Here is a 16,053-nt window from a genome sequence, read left to right as displayed (position 1 = left end):
ATTGAAAAAAAATGTCGAAGAAATTTGTACTGGGAAGTTCAGAAGCAGGTGCAAGGGAGCTTTTCCCTGAAAAGAAGATTCGCCAGGTTCAGTTGGGAGAAATAAAGATATGCGTGGTCCGGATAGGAGACGAATTTTTTGCGTTTGAGGCCCTATGTCCACACCGACTGGCCAGTCTGTCAGAAGGCGCCGTTACAGGCTTTGGGGAAGTTGTGTGCCCCCTTCACCATTATCGGTTTGACGTAAAGACTGGAGCCATAAAGTCTGGAGATTGTAGGGATTTGCGTTGTTATCCTACAGAAATTACGTCATCCGGCTTGGTGATCAATGCCTGACAATGCATTCATAAAGAATCCATTTTGCAGACTTTAATTTTGTATAAATACTTTTATATAGGAAAAAATAGTCTTATATTTCTGATATTCCCTACAAGATAAAAGTTTTTAAAGATGAAATTCAAAGATTTTCGGGTCTGGATATTTATATTTGGATTGGTTTCATTGGTGGCGGTTTACCTTTATCAGCAATCCAAAACCAACCGGGAGCAACTTGAATTTCAGTCCGTAAAAGCAATACATTTAGCCAAACAGAGCTTTCTTGAAAATTACTACAATTACAACGTGCAATTGGAGGAATTTTTAGCCAGGAATTTTTTCCGAATAATAGATCCTGACCCCGACAGTCCAGCAGCTCAAATGGTCGCCATCATTGATAGGGATAAAAAGTTTAACATCTCCCAAATTAGAGCCATTCCCGCCAGCGAAAAGATGCAGGCTCAAATGCTTCAGCCAACCATAGATGTAATCCAAAAAGATACCCTCGGTTACTTTACCATCCTGAATCAATTTTTCGATTTTTCCCAGCGCTTAATCAATGTTCAACAGTTGGATTACAATAGGCTGGTAAATCAATTTCAAGAGGCGATTGCCGGAGAAATTGTGGAAGAGAGAGCTGGGGATTCCAAGTCAGGGATATTTCAGATTGACCATATTATCCCAATAGATGAGTTAATGAAGTATAATTTCCAGACTTATTTTTTCGATGAACTGTATGTGCTCAATGATTCAGGGGAGGTTTTATGGCCGGGAGAGAGCAGGGGAATTCAGCTATTAACTCCGGAAGAGGAAGCTACAGAGCCTCCCGGAGAAGGATTGTCATTGACCAATAAGGGGCAAGGCAAGGTCAAGTTGCTAATAAATACAGTTCCATACGAAGGGTTTGTTTCACCATTTATGCTCGGGGATAATTCTTTTTTCCTACTTGGTGTAAAAGATAGCAGCGAGTTTCGGCAGGTGGCTTATCGGATTGACTTCTCCGTGTTAAATGTCTTTCTCCTAGGGCTGGTACTAATTTTTATCAGCATTCCCCTCATCAGTATATTCACGATGAGTGAGGGCGATGTGCTGACCAAGGGTAGGATGTTCGGTGTGGGGCTTTCTTTGATAGTGCTGACCCTAGTGGTTGGGTTTGCGCTTGCCTTTGTTCAGAATCAAAGGGCGACCCTGAGCTATGACAATATTATTCAGGAGATAGAAGATACGTTTTCTATCTCTATAAATAGTTATGATGATAAATTAAGTCAATTTCACAAGGAAATAGACCTAGGTCCTTTAGATTCTGTCCTTTCACCATTTCCTTCGGAGATTAATGAATTCATTCATTTTTCCTATGATGGGAAAATATCCAGTCTCGCTTTTCCAACTTCGGAAAAAAAATTAAAAAAGATTGATTTTAAAACCAATCCCTTTATTTCCATCGCCTCAAGAGATTATGTGAAAGAGATAAAAGACAGTCTTAAAAACTCATTTATTAGTGCCCATTATTCCAAATCTAACGGGGAACTCGAAGGAGTGATTAGCCAAAGAATGACGGAAAATGAAGGTAGGGCGATTACATTTAAGATGTCAGGCGGGAATAGCACCTTGGGTAGCCAACATAGGTTCCTTGTCTTTAAACCAAATGGTCAGGTATTGTTGAAAAGTGCGAAAGTAAATACCCCTGTAACCAATCTGCAGAATGTAATTGGGGAAAATAAATGGGCGGAATTACAGAAGCTTGTTGAAAACAATGATAGTTCAAGTCTAGACCACGTATGGAAAATACCCATTTATGTCAATGGGTTTGAATACCTCGCAACATTAAAGAGAATGCCTTTGGATAATTTTTCCACATCTATCTGGTTAATCTTCTTGGTAGACGAGCACCTTCAGGACACGCTATATGTATTGACTACATTTGAAGCATTAGCCGTTTTAATTCCTTACACGCTAGTATTGGCCATTTTGGGCGTTTTAATCACGCTGGCCAATCCGCTAAATACTTATTTAAGTGTCAAAAAATTCTCCTTTTCATGGTATAGCCCTTCATTAGCCAAACGAGGACAGTTTTTACTGGCCAATTATCTGTTGGCTTTTCTGATTGGACTCTATTTGATCGTTTATTGGTATATCCCGTTGAATATTTTCACCGTATTTCTTTGGGCCATTGTTTTCTCATCTCAGGGCGGCCTTATTAATTTTATCTTAATTCACCCGCAGGGAGTAGGGAAATATGGAAGTAGGGAATTTAATTTTATGGCTCCCGCGCTTTTTATGTGGCTGCTTGTGGTGTCCGGACTGTTGTATCTTTCTTTCGTGAGTTTAGATTTAGTATACTTTTTCGTTAATCTATCCATAGTTCTGGCTTTGTTAGCCATACTGGGAGTGTGTTTTTATGTCATGCTCAAAAATCAGCTTCCGCAGTTAAACTCAGATTTTTCAAGGAAAGGCGAGAACATGTCGCCCCTTAAGTCCATCCATTTTAGACTTACGAAATTCTGGAATTTCATAACTCAAATTCGGGTGGAAAAAAGGATTTTTTCCCTGAATTTTCTGCTTTGGCTATGTATAATTGGGCTTATTCCCGGATATGTTATTCACCGCCAGGTGTTTTTTCAGGAAATATACTTATGGGATGATGATAGTTCTGGATATCAGGAGAAACAAGTGCAAATAAATGGCGATGGTTTTTTTCTCGATTTGATTCTTAATCACGAGAAATTAAGAAGGCTTAATTTTAGTAGAATTGCCAATAATGCCGAAGAGCGGGTCTATAAATTTATTTCACCTAACGTAGAGAAGTTGATCGCATCTTTCAGTCTTGATAAGAACTGGCTAACGGAACAGAATGATAAAGCACCAAAATCAATTCTGGATGTGGTAATCGGAAAATTTGGGGATAAGCCTTTGTTTTTTATTGGTGTCCTACTTTTGTTGCTCCTCTTTTTTAACCTTCTCCTAAGGTTAACCAAACGGATATACCTGACTGATTATTTATTTTCATTTTATATCAAAAAGTTACCTTCTGCTTGTTTGATTAGAAAATACAATTTCATTATCAGCATCGACAATCAAAAGGCAAAGGAATGGATAGACTTTCATTTTAGATTTTCAGACAAAAATCGAATGGTTATTAATTGTTCGGCGGGTACCCCGGAGCTTCCGCATTTACAAGAAGGGATTGACGCTATCGTGATTGAGAATATTCATAACTTGATGGAAACGGAAGATTTATTAACCCTTATGTATCAATTCAGAGAAACGTATTTTTTTTCGGGCCGATCCATTTTTTTTACCTCGGGTATTTCACTACAGGATATGTTGGAAAGTATTAAATCTTCAAAACATCGGCTTCTGCTAGCTGAATTGATGCAACCCTTTTTGTTTTACATCGTACCGCTGAATTTCAATAATAAAGAGGCCTCCATTCCTTTCATAGGAGAGTCCTCTGAGGGACTTCCGGCTGAGGAAGTGAACCGGCTAAATAGCATGATAAAAAGCCGTCTATTCAATGACACAAAAACCTTACAGCTCAATCAGGAAATCGGGTATGGAAACAATAGTGAAGCCTTGGCTTGCCTACTTACTGACGAAATAGGCACAGACGACTGGGAAGGTGAAATGGCGGCAGAAAGGTATGAGAAGACAATATTGTCTATTCAACGTTTCAACAAAGCATATTTTATTACAGTTTGGCAGAAGTTGAATCTAAGGGAAAAAAAGATGGTTTACTATTTCGCTTCTGAGGGCTTCATCAACTATACCAATAGGGAAACAATGACCGCTTTATTACAAAAGGGCGTGCTCATTCTAAATTTTCAGCAGGATTATATTACGCTTTTTTCAAAGAGCTTTCGGAATTATGTCCTATTAAACACGAGTCCTGATGAGTTGGATGCTTTTAAAAGGGATGAAAGAAGGAGAGGAAACACCAAGCTGATACAAGCAGCTGCAATTAGTTTTGTTTTCATCTGCATTGCGATTTTAAGTTTTTATGATCCGAATATTCTCGACACCACTTCCGCATACATCAGTGCGGCTATTGGATTGGCGGGGACGGTTTATAGTTTTTTCTACAAAGGATTCAGAAATATCTGGAAAAATGAGGAATAGATTTGGTACGGTTATTGGCTATCATAAGTCGAACCACCCAAACCAAACTTGCTGCTGAGATGGTTTTAAAATTATATCTTGTTAATGGTCAAATGGACCATATTTTAAAAGGTAAATTCCCAGATTTTAAAGGTCAAGCAGTAATCTTTCTTTTGGGTTTCATCGTATATTAAATAAGCTAAATTCTTGAACCTTATGCGGAAAAGCATATCTCTTGTTTGAATTCAAATGTCATTTGCAAAAAAATAGAAAATTGATTGCTTCATAAAATCGTATTCTATACATTTGAAATCACACAAAGATTGATTTTCACTTAAGATAAAGATAATATGGACTAAAACTCTACGTTAAATAAACATCAGTTTTATGAGTAAAAGGGTAGGACCTAAAGACAGTGAACTTATTGCCCAATATAGAAATGGTAGCGAAGCTGCTTTCGAATTGTTGGTGGATAGGTACAGATCCAGAGTATATTCGACTATCTTTATGATAGTCAAAGAACAGGGCGTTGCGGAAGATCTCTTGCAAGATGTATTTGTGAAGGTAGTACAAACACTTAACTCAGATAAATATAACGAAGAGGGGAAATTCCAGCCATGGCTTATGCGAATTGGGCATAATTTAGCCATAGATCACTTCAGAAAGATGAAGCGATATCCGTCAGTAGTCATGGAAGATGGGTCCAACGTATTTAATACCCTTATGTTTGCGGAAGAGAACGTAGAGGATATTAAAGTGAAGGAAGAAACCCATGCGATGTTGAGACGTCTTGTGGATGAGTTGCCGGAGAATCAAAAGCAGGTTTTGATTATGAGGCATTATATGGATTTAAGTTTTCAGGAAATTGCCGAACAAACAGGAGTGAGTATAAATACCGCACTCGGTAGAATGCGGTACGCACTAATTAATTTAAGGAAAAAACTTAAACATATAAACGTAGCCTATGACAAAATCTTTTACCCAAAATGACCTGGTAAGATATATTTATCAGGAAATGACGGCAGCTGAAAGTGAACAATTCGTTCAATTACTTCATGTAAATCCGCTAATGATGCAGGAATATTTGGAGGTTTTGGAAACCATAGAACAATTGGATTCACTGTTGATGGAACCTTCGGAGAAGATTTCCACCGAAATTAAAAATATGGCCCAATCTGCCACAGGATTGGAAAAAGTTTGAAAAACCACACCACACATCATTTTACCTGTCAGTTTTGATTTATCATAACTGACAGGTTTTTTTTGCCCATACCTGATCTAAATTAAATTCAAATTAAACAATACTATCTTTTTGAAGTATTTTTACCAACTAGGAAAAGACTTCTATGCTTAAAAAAGAAAGATACCAAGCTTTTGTAAATCATTTCTCCGATCAGATGCCTTTACCTGAAACGGAACTTTTTTATGAAAATCCCTATCAGCTGCTTGTAGCCGTAATCCTTAGCGCACAGTGTACGGATAAGCGGATTAACATGGTGACGCCGGCTATTTTCAGAGATTTTCCGACACCTCAACACCTTGCGACTTCTAATTTTGACGAGCTTTTCCCGTATATTCGATCTGTGTCTTACCCCAACAATAAAACCAAGCACTTACTTGGAATGGCCAAAATGTTAGTGGAGGATTTTGGCGGTGAGATACCTTCTACGGTTAATGAACTTATCAAACTCCCCGGGGTAGGAAGAAAGACGGCCAATGTTATCACAAGCGTAGTCTGGAATCAACCGAATATGGCAGTCGACACCCATGTGTTTAGAGTTTCCAAACGTTTGGGATTAGTGCCTGCTTCTGCCAACACTCCTTTGGAAGTTGAACTGCAACTCACCAAACATTTGCCGAAAGAGGTCATTCACAAAGCCCATCATTGGCTCATCCTGCATGGTAGATATACGTGCTTAGCCCGAACTCCCAAATGTGATTCCTGTCCCATCACTTCCATTTGCAGGTATTTTGAAAAGAATCAAAAGATGATGCAAAAGATGGGATTGATTGAAGGAAATAAACCTACCTAAATATGTGCGGGGTAAATTTGGTGCTCCACTATCCGGAGGATCAGGCAGGGAAAGCAATTTCTAAAATGATGGAGGCAACCCAACACAGAGGGCCGGACTCAAGTCACTTTATGCGCATCGGGACGGGTACCTATTTATCAGGAAACAGACTAAAAATTTTGGATCTATCTGACCGTTGCAATCAGCCGCTTCTTACTGCAGACGAAAAGGGGATTCTGGTTTGGAACGGAGCGCTTTATAATTATCAGGACCTTAGAAATGAACTTCTGAGTTTGGGGATTTCGTTTGCAAGCCAGTCGGATTCGGAAGTTTTGTTGTATTGGCTGTATACTTTTGGGAAAAAGGGAATGGCACGCCTTTCTGGAATGTATTCGTTTATTTTTATCAATAGAAATAGTAACAGCATTCTTATCGCACGTGATCCTTTGGGACAAAAGCCGCTGTATTTTCATCAGGATGGAAATAAATGGCTGTTTTCATCCGAATTTAGGGGAATATTCGCTTCTGGGTTAGTTGGAAAAAGCTGGAACACGAGCCAATATCATCCTTACTTCTATTTTAGACACACCGCTCCAAGGGAAACTTTCCATGGCGGCATACAGCAGGTTTTACCGGGTGAGGCATTAGAGTTGAATTTTGAGGGCGAAATGCTTGAAAAGCAAATGTTGGATGTTCCATCAAAGCCTATTTCACTTCCCCAAATTGATCGGTTTGAAGAATTAATTGTAGATGCTGTTCTCAAACACTTCCATGCAGACGTGCCCGTAGGAATGATATTGAGTGGAGGAGCGGATAGTGCATTGCTTTACCAAGTTTGGTTCAGAGAAACTGGAATCCCTTTACATTCCTATACGGCAGTTTTTGAAAAAAAATATCAAAACAAGTTTCAGGATTTTCGCTATGCGAAGCGTCTGGCAAAAAACTGTCACGGAAAACATCGGGAAATTTTAGTTAAATCGGAGGATTTTCGGAGGCATTGGCCGGCGTATTTGGAAACATTGGATCATCCGGTAGGAGATACGGCCGGATTTCTTACTTGGATGATTTCCAGGGAGGCAAGCCCTGAAGTAAAAGTATTAATAGGCGGAGCAGGTGCAGATGAGCTTTTTGGAGGATATAATCGGCACAAGGCATTTTTGTTGTATCTTAAATATTATAAGATTGCCGGGTATCTGAAAAAAACACTAAGCCCCCTTCCTGTTTTTCCGCGGATGTTTCAGAAATTAATTAAGGGTATCGGTGCTTCGAATATGGAAACCTACCTGAATTTTGCCGCTCTACAATCGGTCCCTCCAGGATTATTCGCTGATTTCAACAAGTGGTTTGTTCCAGAAAATAACCCCTATAAAGCAGCACTAAACTGGGATCGCGACGTTTATTTGATACATGACATACTCAAAGTGTTCGACAATGCAACTATGGCCCATGGTATCGAAGGGAGATCTCCTTATTTGGACATGCCGCTGGTGAATCTAAGCATGTCGATGACGGAGCAACAGCATAAATCATTAGGCCCAAAACAATGGATAAAAGAATTACTTGTGCAATACGGATCTGCTGAAATAGCCAACAGAAAGAAGCTGGGATTTGGGTTGCCCGTTGGAGAATGGCTTCGGGATGATGCCAGATTCAGGAAGGAAGTGTTTTCGATGTTAAGGCAATTTGAATCGGAGTTTGGAGGAGATTTTCCAGTCGAAATGCGTAAATTGGCTCAGAAACCGGAGGCAGGTATCCGGCAAAGTTTTCTTCAACTTTGGAATATGTATCTGCTGGCGTCTTGGAAATACACACACAACTTATGAAAATAATTTATATCCACCAATATTTCCTTACTCCTGAGGAAGGAGGTGCCATCCGTTCCTACCACTTGGCAAAGGGGCTGGTTGATGCTGGCATTGAGGTGGAGATGATTACTGCCCACAATGAACGTACGTATGACATACGACTAATTGAAGGCATAAAAGTACACTATTTGCCTATCCAATATGACAATAATTTTGGGTTTTTACGAAGGGTCTATTCATTTTTGAGTTTTGAGAGAGCAGCCAAACAATTAGTCAAAAAATTACCCCGACCGGATTATCTGTATATTACATCCACCCCACTCACCACGGGGATGATTGGGAGATGGGCTAAAAGAAAATTTGCTATCCCTTATTTTTTTGAAGTGAGAGACTTATGGCCGGAAGCTCCCATCCAAATGGGAGTCATCAAAAACTGGGCTATAAAAAAAATCCTTTACCGGCTAGAATGTCAAATTTACCGAGATGCTTTTCATCTAGTAGCTCTATCTCCGGGAATCAGTGAATCCATTGAACGGACTTTCCCAAACAGGCCTATTACCATAATCCCCAATTTTTCCGACCCGGAGTTTTTTGATCCGGCGATTGCTTCTGAAAAAACCCGTATTGATGGGATTGCATCTGACAAAATCACAATCTCCTACGCTGGCGCTATCGGTCCTGTCAATGGGTTGGGTGCATTTTTAGACTTGGCAAAGGCAGCCAGGGATAAAGGTTTTAATTGGCAGTTTGTGATAATGGGTAAAGGGGGGGAAATGCAGAAAATTTCACGAGAGAAAGAGAGAATGGAATTGGATAACCTCTATTTGAGGCCATTTGGAAATAAATATGACGTGCGGGAATTATTGGCAATTAGTGATTTCATTTACCTTTCCTTCCTGCCCCATCCGGTTTTGACGACTAGTAGTCCCAACAAGTTTTTTGACGCCATTGCTATGGGAAAACCAATTATCCTCAATTTTAAAGGATGGATACATGACCTTGTAGTCCAGTCAGGTATCGGAATTTATCACGACGACAATAATGCTGAAACTGTCCTTGATTATATCAGTAAAGTTTACATCAACCGAGATATAAATTTTGCCATAAAGCAAAGAGCGAGAACATTAGCCTGCACCCAGTTTTCTAAAAAGCAGGCATTGAGGGTACTGATTGAAACATTAAAATCTAAGAAATCTAAAAAAGCTAGCGGGGTTTATACCCTGACTGCCTGAAAATGTTGGCGGCACTGGTTTCAGCCATCAATTCCTGAAGGCTAATACTGTTGTTCATCTGGTAGTCATCTACAATATTCCACCCTATCCATCTGCCGAGTCTCCCCGGTGCGTCCATGCTAATCTCATCCGTAAATGGTGCTTCGCCCGTGTATTTGCGTATAATGAATGGATTGGTCTCGAAAAAAAGCTCGTTTTCTATGAAATGTGAATAGATCAGCGGTTCGTTGGCATAGCTGGCTGCTATATCTTCGGAAGTATAACCAATTATATACTCATCAGGCGTACAGGGAAGGATGGTTTTAACGAAGTGATAGGACTTACCATAAAAAACCATCTCCGCCAGCAGGGTATTGTCCGTGAGGTCTGTTTGATTATAGGCTGATGAAATGGCCATTACAATGGTCGGTATCAAATGATTGCGATCATATCTTTTGGCAATATATGTGGGCAGGTCCACGGGTTGAAACCGATGGTCAGCTGGCAAGAAATAATCAAGTCCTATTACCAACATGTCTTTTGACAGTGAAATATCTGTTGTAAAACCGCTGATATAGGTGTAAACTTTCGGAGGAGTAAAATCAGGGTAATAATAGGAAATAGCTTTAAAAGCATTTTCCAGCTCTTTTGCGATTTCGGAAATATCTGAAAAATGGGTCATTACTTCATTGTACAACTCTTGCATGCCAGGGTCGTTGTGAAGCAAAGATATTTCCTTGGCAAGTTCCTCCTTGCTTTCAAATTCGTTTTGCAACAAGTAGCCTTTGCTAAATTCAGGATATTTATTCAGTAAGGATAAGATTTTCTCCTCCGATGGGCTATCGAAGAACTCCATCTCAAGACGTTCGATAGAAACAGAAAGAGGTATGGAGCTAATTTCCTCTGGTAAATTGCAATCAGGTTGGCTCTTTTTGCAGGACGCAAAGCTAAGTAGAACAACGAGAAGATTTATCAGTGGGTTTCGCATGGTGCAAATCTAATTAATTATTTGAAAAACAAAGGAGGGACAAGAGAAGCAAGAATGTCTCAACCAAAATAGGAGGTAAAAATAGGTAAGAAAAACACCTATTTTTATCAGTGAAAAGTTATTTTCTTGCAAAGATAATCCGGAATGAAAAACGATACAGAAATTGTTTAGACATTAAATTTCATTTACAAAAATGATTTGTTCAAAACAAATCATGTACTTCTTGACTCATTTTATAAACATTAATACAAATGGGCTGTTCTGTTGAAGATGTGCTTTATTTAACTAAACCAATATTTATTATGCAAAAATTAAAAAAAACTATTCATTCTCTTTTGGGGCTAATGGCTATTTTGGGAATGATCATAATCAGTTCTTGTTCCAACGACGATGATGGGCCAATGCCTCCCGCACCTGAAAATATTGTACAGGTAGCCAGTGGAGCAGACCAATTTTCCACACTTGTAGCCGCGGTACAGCGAGCAGGTTTGGTAGAGGCGTTATCGGCTCCTGGTCCGTTTACTGTATTCGCACCAACTAATCAGGCGTTTACTGCTGCGGGAATTACTAATGTGGCCGATGTGCCTGTTGATCAACTTCGTGACATTCTGTTATATCATGTACTTTCAGGACGGGTTATGGCCAGCCAAGTAACTTCCGGAAGTGTACCAACCTTATTGGAAGGTGAAAACCTTACCTTTGCGGTTAGTGGTAGCTCTATTACAATTAATGAGAGTGTAGGCGTTGTAACAGCTGATATTGACGCATCCAATGGTGTTATTCATGCTATCGACAATGTATTAATGCCGCCCACTGAGGAAGAAACCAATACCATTGCTGATATAGTTATCGGAAATGAAGATTTTTCTACGTTATTAGCTGCCGTTATGGAAGCGGATCTTACCGGTGCTTTGGCAAATGTTGAGGGAGAATATACCGTATTTGCGCCTACAAATGCTGCATTTGAGCGGTATTTAACTGATAATGGGTTGACTGCCGAGGCACTTTTGGCTTCTCCAGATTTGGCTACTATATTATCTTACCATGTTGTACCCGGTTTAGTTCCATCCTCTGCTGTAGAAGCCGGAGCTGTCACTTCACTTGCTGAACTTCCTTTTTATGTTAGTATAGATACAGAAGAAAATGTGTGGATTAATGGAAATGCTAAAGTAGAGACGGTCGATGTAATGGCGGACAACGGTATTATCCATATCATAGACTACGTTATCACTCCTCCGACCCAATCAATTGCTGAAATAGCTGTCGGTTTTTCACAGGCCGCTGAGCCCCAATTTACTCAGTTGGTTGGCGCATTAAGCCGTGCTAATTTGGTAGATGCGGTAAGTGGGGATAGTGAAGATAACCTGACCGTTTTTGCCCCTACCGATCAGGCGTTCCAAGCACTATATACTGCATTGGGAGTTGACGGTTACGAGGATATTGACCTTGACCTTTTAACAGCAGTACTTACTTATCATGTTGTTCCTGCCCGAGCATTCTCACAGGATCTGCGTGATGGAGCTGAATTACCGACCTTGAGCGGTGATAATGTTTTGACGGTTAATTTGGGAGATCTTGAGATAAATTCTTCGGGATTGATTGAAGAGTTGCTTAACGTGCATGCTACTAATGGTGTTATTCATGTAATAGACGAGGTTTTATTGCCTCCAATGGATTAAATAAAGTAAATACTTTTTTAAGAAAGGGTCTGATTTTTCAGACCCTTTTTTTTGTTAGCTACTACAATTGAACATTTAATGAGTCGGATAGACTCCAGAAAGAATGTAATAATTATCTTTACGCGAGATTTTGTCAAAAGAAACACCGTTCATTCAGTTTGAAAACTCATCGGAGTGTGGCTGAAGAGGCGAAGCTATGGACAAACTTTCTTAATAACAGGCGAAAAGTTAACTATGATTAATCGTATACCTATGGACTTGAGGTCCATCTTCATCCTCTTTTTTATATGGAGTTTAATTTTTATACTCCCCAAAGACGCAAACGGGCAGTCATTGCAGGATATATCTTCTATCAAGGTGGATGACCTAACCGACCAACAGCTCCAACAATTAGTTAAACGTGCAGAAGAGTCTGGTCTTTCAGAATCAGAACTGCTTCAGATGGCCCAGGTTCGGGGGGTGCCTCAGGAAGAAATAGATAAGTTAAGAGAACGCCTTGAGAGTTTGGCTCTAACCACGCCTCTATCATCGGGAAGCAGTATGGGGCCTTCCAAACGAAAACCACGTCAACAAGCCGATTTAAACTCTATTACACAAGGAGTCCTTAATCCCCAGCAGGCAATGCAATCTGACAGGGAAGATTCTCCTTATTTTGGATTGAATTTATTTTATAGTAAGGACCGTAGACTGACTTTTGAGCCCAACCTTAATATGGCCACTCCCAAAAATTATATCTTGGGACCTGGAGATTTGGTGTATATTGATATTTATGGCCAGTCAGAGAAATATTATGAAGCCTATGTCACAGCAGAGGGGAATCTGCTTTTGGAAAATATAGGACCGATCAATGTATCCGGATTGAGTGTGGAAGAGTTAACTAATGTGTTAAAAAGCCGTCTTTCGAGGTTTTACTCAGGAATAAGCGGCGCCAATCCGAATACATTTCTGCAAGTTAGTTTAGGTAATTTACGAACCATAAAAGTACACTTGGTCGGAGAAGTTCGGCTGCCGGGCACTTTTTCGCTGAGTGCGTTCAGTACGGTCTTTAATGCCATGTATGCAGGTGGAGGACCGAATGAAAACGGGACTATGCGGAACGTCAAATTGATTCGAAACAATCAGGAGATAGCAGTTATTGATGTGTACGATTTTTTGCTGAATGGAAAGGCAAATCTCAATCTGCAGCTTCAGGATCAAGATGTTTTACTCGTACCTCCATTTTTAGGAAGAGTTACTTTAAATGGGGAAGTGAAGCGCCCGGCAATTTTTGAAATCAAAGAAGGAGAAAGTTTCCGGGACCTTTTAGACTATGCGGGAGGATTCACCGATGAGGCTTTTCGGGATAGGGTTAGTGTAACAAGGATAACATCCCGGGAACGGGCTGTTTCGGATGTGTTTAATGACCAGTTTGGGATGTTTCTGGTGAAGGGTGGCGATACCTATGAAATTGGTAAAGTATTAAACAGGTATACCAATCGAATACAGATAAAGGGTGCTGTTTTTCGCGAAGGAAATTACTCCATGGAAGAAGGGATTACCCTTCAACGCTTAATCACAAAGGCAGAAGGACTGAAAGGAGATGCCTATTTAAAGCGGGCATCTATCTTGAGAACCAAGGAAGATCTAAGCAATGAGTTAATTCAAGTCAATTTGGGCGAGATAATAAATGGAAATCTACCGGATATATTGTTGCAAGCAGAGGATATCGTGCGCATTGCCTCCATATATGATCTTAACGAGGATTTTTATGTTAAAATAGCCGGGGAAGTTAGAAACCCAGGTACCTATCCCTATTCTCAGGATATGACCGCTGAGGACCTTATTATTTTGGCTGGAGGCCTAAAAGAGTCCGCATCGCTGACAGAGATAGAGATTGCAAGACGGTATATGGGCAGCAATGCGCGGGATTACGCCGATATCATTCCAGTTTCCATTTCTCCCGACCTCGGCCTAGGTCTTTCCGTCACACCCTTAAAGCCTTTTGACAACATTTCGGTCCGTAGAAAACCCAATTTCACCTTGGAAAAAATGGTGCAGGTGGAGGGGCAAGTGAATGCCCCGGGAGAATTTTCCATTGCCCATGCTGAAGAAAGAGTTTCGGATGTGATAAGGCGTGCCGGAGGGCTTACTGATTTCGCCTACGTAAAGGGGGCCACCCTTATTCGCAGAACTGAGTTTTATCAAGCCGAATCTGAAATGCAACGCAAAGAAATGAATTTGAGGGATTTGTTGGAAAATCTAAATATAGACCAAATGGATCCTACTGAATCGCAGACATTGTTGTTGCAAAGATTAGCGAGGTCGATCAGTAATAAAGCATCCTCCAAAGAGACAGAAGCTGGAGAAATGGTAATTGACGCCCGTTCGGAAATATTGAAAGAAATATCTGAAAATAGGTTAGGCATAGGGCCGGTAAAGATAAGGGAAACAGAGGCGATAGCCATCGACTTGGAAGCTGTACTATTGAATCCGGGTTCCAGGTTTGACCTTATCTTGGAAGAAGGAGACATCATCACTATACCCCGACAGCTTCAAACGGTAAGGTTGAGGGGGGACGTAATTTATCCGACAACTGTACGGTATGAAGAACTTAGGGGAATGAAGTATTATATCAACAGAGCTGGTGGTTTCGAGAACCGGGCCAAACGAAAAAGAACTTATGTAATTTATGCCAATGGAGAAGTTGCAAGGACCAAGCATTTTTTGGTTTTCAACGTTTTTCCAAGTGTAGAGCCTGGTGCTGAGGTAATTGTTCCTTCCAAAGGTCCTAGAATTCCGATCAGGCCGGGCGACCTGTTGGGAATTACCACAGGTTTGGCAACTATGGCCCTAATTGCAACTCAGATTTTTAACCAATAAGTTAATGGCAGATTCAAAACACATTCTCGAAGACAAGTTTACTTTCAGGGAATTGGTTATTAGTTTTCAGGGATGGATCAGGGTTTTTGTTTGGAATTACCGGATTCTTCTTGTAGCCGCAATACTGGGAGCAGCTCTTGGCGTCGCTGCTTCCTTAATTAAAAAACCTGTTTATTCAGCGGAGACAACATTTGTATTGGAAGAATCTGAGATGGGGGGATTAGGGGCCTTGTCTGGATTGGCATCTGTGGTAGGATTAAATATAGGTTCCTTGGGATCAGAAAATGGGTTGTTTTCCGGAGATAATATTATTGAACTGTATAAGTCCAACCGAATGCTTTCTACCACGCTTTTGGCTCCTGTCACTACCGAAGAACCAAGTAAGTTACTAATTCACTCATACATTTCATTTAATAAACTGGAAGATAAGTGGGGTAAAAAGGTGGACTTTACCATTTTGGATTTCAACCAGCCTAGGGAGAACTTTACCGTGCAACAGGACAGTGTCATCAGGGAAATTGTGAAAGAAATAAGAAAACGCAACCTTGCGGTAGATAAGCCTGATCGAAAACTCAACATCATCAAAGTTGCAGTTACCTCCAAAGACGAAGCTTTTTCAAAAGCCTTCAACGAGACCTTGGTGGACAACGTAAACACCTTCTATAGAGAAACCAAGACCAAAAAAACCTCTGAAAATCTTGCCATCCTTCAGTCTCAGGCGGACAGCGTTCGCGTGGTTTTGGACAGAAGTATACAGGCATTTGCCCAATCCCAAGATCAGATTCCAAATCCAAATCCGCTTCTACAGCTAGGGACCGTACAGACTAGAAGTCGGCAGGTGGATATTCAGGCATCGTCGGCCGTATATCAGGAAGTGGTCAAAAACCTAGAAATTGCAAAAATTAACCACCGCAACAATGCACCATTGATACAGATAATTGATTCGCCACGTCTGCCCTTGGAGGAATCAAAAATTAAGTTAAAAGTCGGTATTCTAGTTGGGGCGTTCCTTTTTTTAATGGGGGCGGTTTTTTACATCTACTTGAAAACGCTGTACCGGAGATATGTACAGGAAGTAGCATAAGGCAGG

11 protein-coding genes are annotated in these 16,053 nt (G+C 40.5%); 10 read left to right on the top strand and 1 reads right to left on the bottom strand.

Annotation, left to right across the window (positions count from 1 at the left end; translation table 11 throughout):
- Positions 1-11: 11 nt before the first annotated feature.
- The 7 genes from FQ608_RS00350 (at position 12) to FQ608_RS00320 (ending at position 9,458) form a co-directional block, all read left to right on the top strand.
- Complete coding sequence (locus FQ608_RS00350; RefSeq protein WP_158855820.1) at positions 12-335, top strand: Rieske (2Fe-2S) protein; 324 nt, start codon at positions 12-14, stop codon at positions 333-335.
- A gap of 114 nt (positions 336-449) precedes the next feature.
- Positions 450-4,430 carry a hypothetical protein gene (locus FQ608_RS00345; protein ID WP_158855819.1) on the top strand — a complete coding sequence of 1,327 codons (3,981 nt, stop codon included), beginning with the start codon at positions 450-452 and terminating at the stop codon, positions 4,428-4,430.
- Between the two features lie 366 nt (positions 4,431-4,796).
- Positions 4,797-5,399, top strand: a complete 603-nt coding sequence (locus tag FQ608_RS00340; RefSeq protein ID WP_158855818.1) for an RNA polymerase sigma factor — start codon at positions 4,797-4,799, stop codon at positions 5,397-5,399.
- A complete protein-coding gene (locus FQ608_RS00335; protein ID WP_158855817.1) occupies positions 5,374-5,610 on the top strand; it encodes a hypothetical protein in 237 nt (78 codons plus the stop codon). The genes FQ608_RS00340 and FQ608_RS00335 overlap by 26 nt, the downstream gene beginning before the upstream one ends.
- 145 nt (positions 5,611-5,755) lie before the next feature.
- On the top strand, positions 5,756-6,442 hold the full coding sequence (gene nth / locus FQ608_RS00330) for an endonuclease III (protein WP_158855816.1): 687 nt from the start codon (positions 5,756-5,758) through the stop codon (positions 6,440-6,442).
- Positions 6,443-6,444: 2 nt separating this feature from the next.
- Positions 6,445-8,244 (top strand): asparagine synthase (glutamine-hydrolyzing), encoded by a 1,800-nt coding sequence (gene asnB, locus FQ608_RS00325; protein ID WP_158855815.1) that lies wholly within the window; start codon positions 6,445-6,447, stop codon positions 8,242-8,244.
- The gene (locus FQ608_RS00320) at positions 8,241-9,458 is read left to right on the top strand and encodes a glycosyltransferase family 4 protein (RefSeq protein WP_158855814.1); all 1,218 of its coding nucleotides are present in this window, start codon (positions 8,241-8,243) and stop codon (positions 9,456-9,458) included. Before asnB ends, FQ608_RS00320 begins: the two co-directional genes overlap by 4 nt.
- Here FQ608_RS00320 and gldB read toward each other — a convergent pair.
- Positions 9,430-10,425: a gliding motility lipoprotein GldB gene (gene gldB, locus FQ608_RS00315; RefSeq protein WP_158855813.1), complete on the bottom strand. Its 996-nt coding sequence runs from the start codon at positions 10,423-10,425 to the stop codon at positions 9,430-9,432. The genes FQ608_RS00320 and gldB overlap by 29 nt on opposite strands.
- Before the next feature lie 302 nt (positions 10,426-10,727).
- Between gldB and FQ608_RS00310 the strand changes: the two genes are divergently transcribed.
- The 3 genes from FQ608_RS00310 (at position 10,728) to FQ608_RS00300 (ending at position 16,047) form a co-directional block, all read left to right on the top strand.
- Entirely contained in the window at positions 10,728-12,104 is a 1,377-nt protein-coding gene (locus FQ608_RS00310) for a fasciclin domain-containing protein (RefSeq protein ID WP_158855812.1), read from the top strand.
- 234 nt (positions 12,105-12,338) lie between these two features.
- Positions 12,339-14,963 carry an SLBB domain-containing protein gene (locus tag FQ608_RS00305; RefSeq protein WP_234363992.1) on the top strand — a complete coding sequence of 875 codons (2,625 nt, stop codon included), beginning with the start codon at positions 12,339-12,341 and terminating at the stop codon, positions 14,961-14,963.
- A 4-nt stretch (positions 14,964-14,967) separates the two neighbouring features.
- Positions 14,968-16,047 carry a GumC domain-containing protein gene (locus FQ608_RS00300; protein WP_158855811.1) on the top strand — a complete coding sequence of 360 codons (1,080 nt, stop codon included), beginning with the start codon at positions 14,968-14,970 and terminating at the stop codon, positions 16,045-16,047.
- Positions 16,048-16,053 lie beyond the last annotated feature (6 nt).

This window comes from Lunatibacter salilacus, assembly GCF_009797935.1.
In the GTDB taxonomy this organism is placed as follows: Bacteria; Bacteroidota; Bacteroidia; order Cytophagales; family Cyclobacteriaceae; genus Lunatibacter; species Lunatibacter salilacus.
The sequence above is the reverse complement of the archived record's forward strand: the minus strand, read 5'-3'. Positions and strand labels throughout refer to the sequence as shown.

Coding starts and splice junctions, on each gene's coding strand:
- FQ608_RS00305 (WP_234363992.1), top strand. CDS start 12,339: ATGATTAATCGTATACCTATGGACTTGAGGTCCATCTTCATCCTCTTT.
- nth (WP_158855816.1), top strand. CDS start 5,756: ATGCTTAAAAAAGAAAGATACCAAGCTTTTGTAAATCATTTCTCCGAT.
- FQ608_RS00345 (WP_158855819.1), top strand. CDS start 450: ATGAAATTCAAAGATTTTCGGGTCTGGATATTTATATTTGGATTGGTT.
- gldB (WP_158855813.1), bottom strand. CDS start 10,425: ATGCGAAACCCACTGATAAATCTTCTCGTTGTTCTACTTAGCTTTGCG.
- FQ608_RS00300 (WP_158855811.1), top strand. CDS start 14,968: ATGGCAGATTCAAAACACATTCTCGAAGACAAGTTTACTTTCAGGGAA.
- FQ608_RS00310 (WP_158855812.1), top strand. CDS start 10,728: ATGCAAAAATTAAAAAAAACTATTCATTCTCTTTTGGGGCTAATGGCT.
- FQ608_RS00350 (WP_158855820.1), top strand. CDS start 12: ATGTCGAAGAAATTTGTACTGGGAAGTTCAGAAGCAGGTGCAAGGGAG.
- asnB (WP_158855815.1), top strand. CDS start 6,445: ATGTGCGGGGTAAATTTGGTGCTCCACTATCCGGAGGATCAGGCAGGG.
- FQ608_RS00335 (WP_158855817.1), top strand. CDS start 5,374: ATGACAAAATCTTTTACCCAAAATGACCTGGTAAGATATATTTATCAG.
- FQ608_RS00340 (WP_158855818.1), top strand. CDS start 4,797: ATGAGTAAAAGGGTAGGACCTAAAGACAGTGAACTTATTGCCCAATAT.
- FQ608_RS00320 (WP_158855814.1), top strand. CDS start 8,241: ATGAAAATAATTTATATCCACCAATATTTCCTTACTCCTGAGGAAGGA.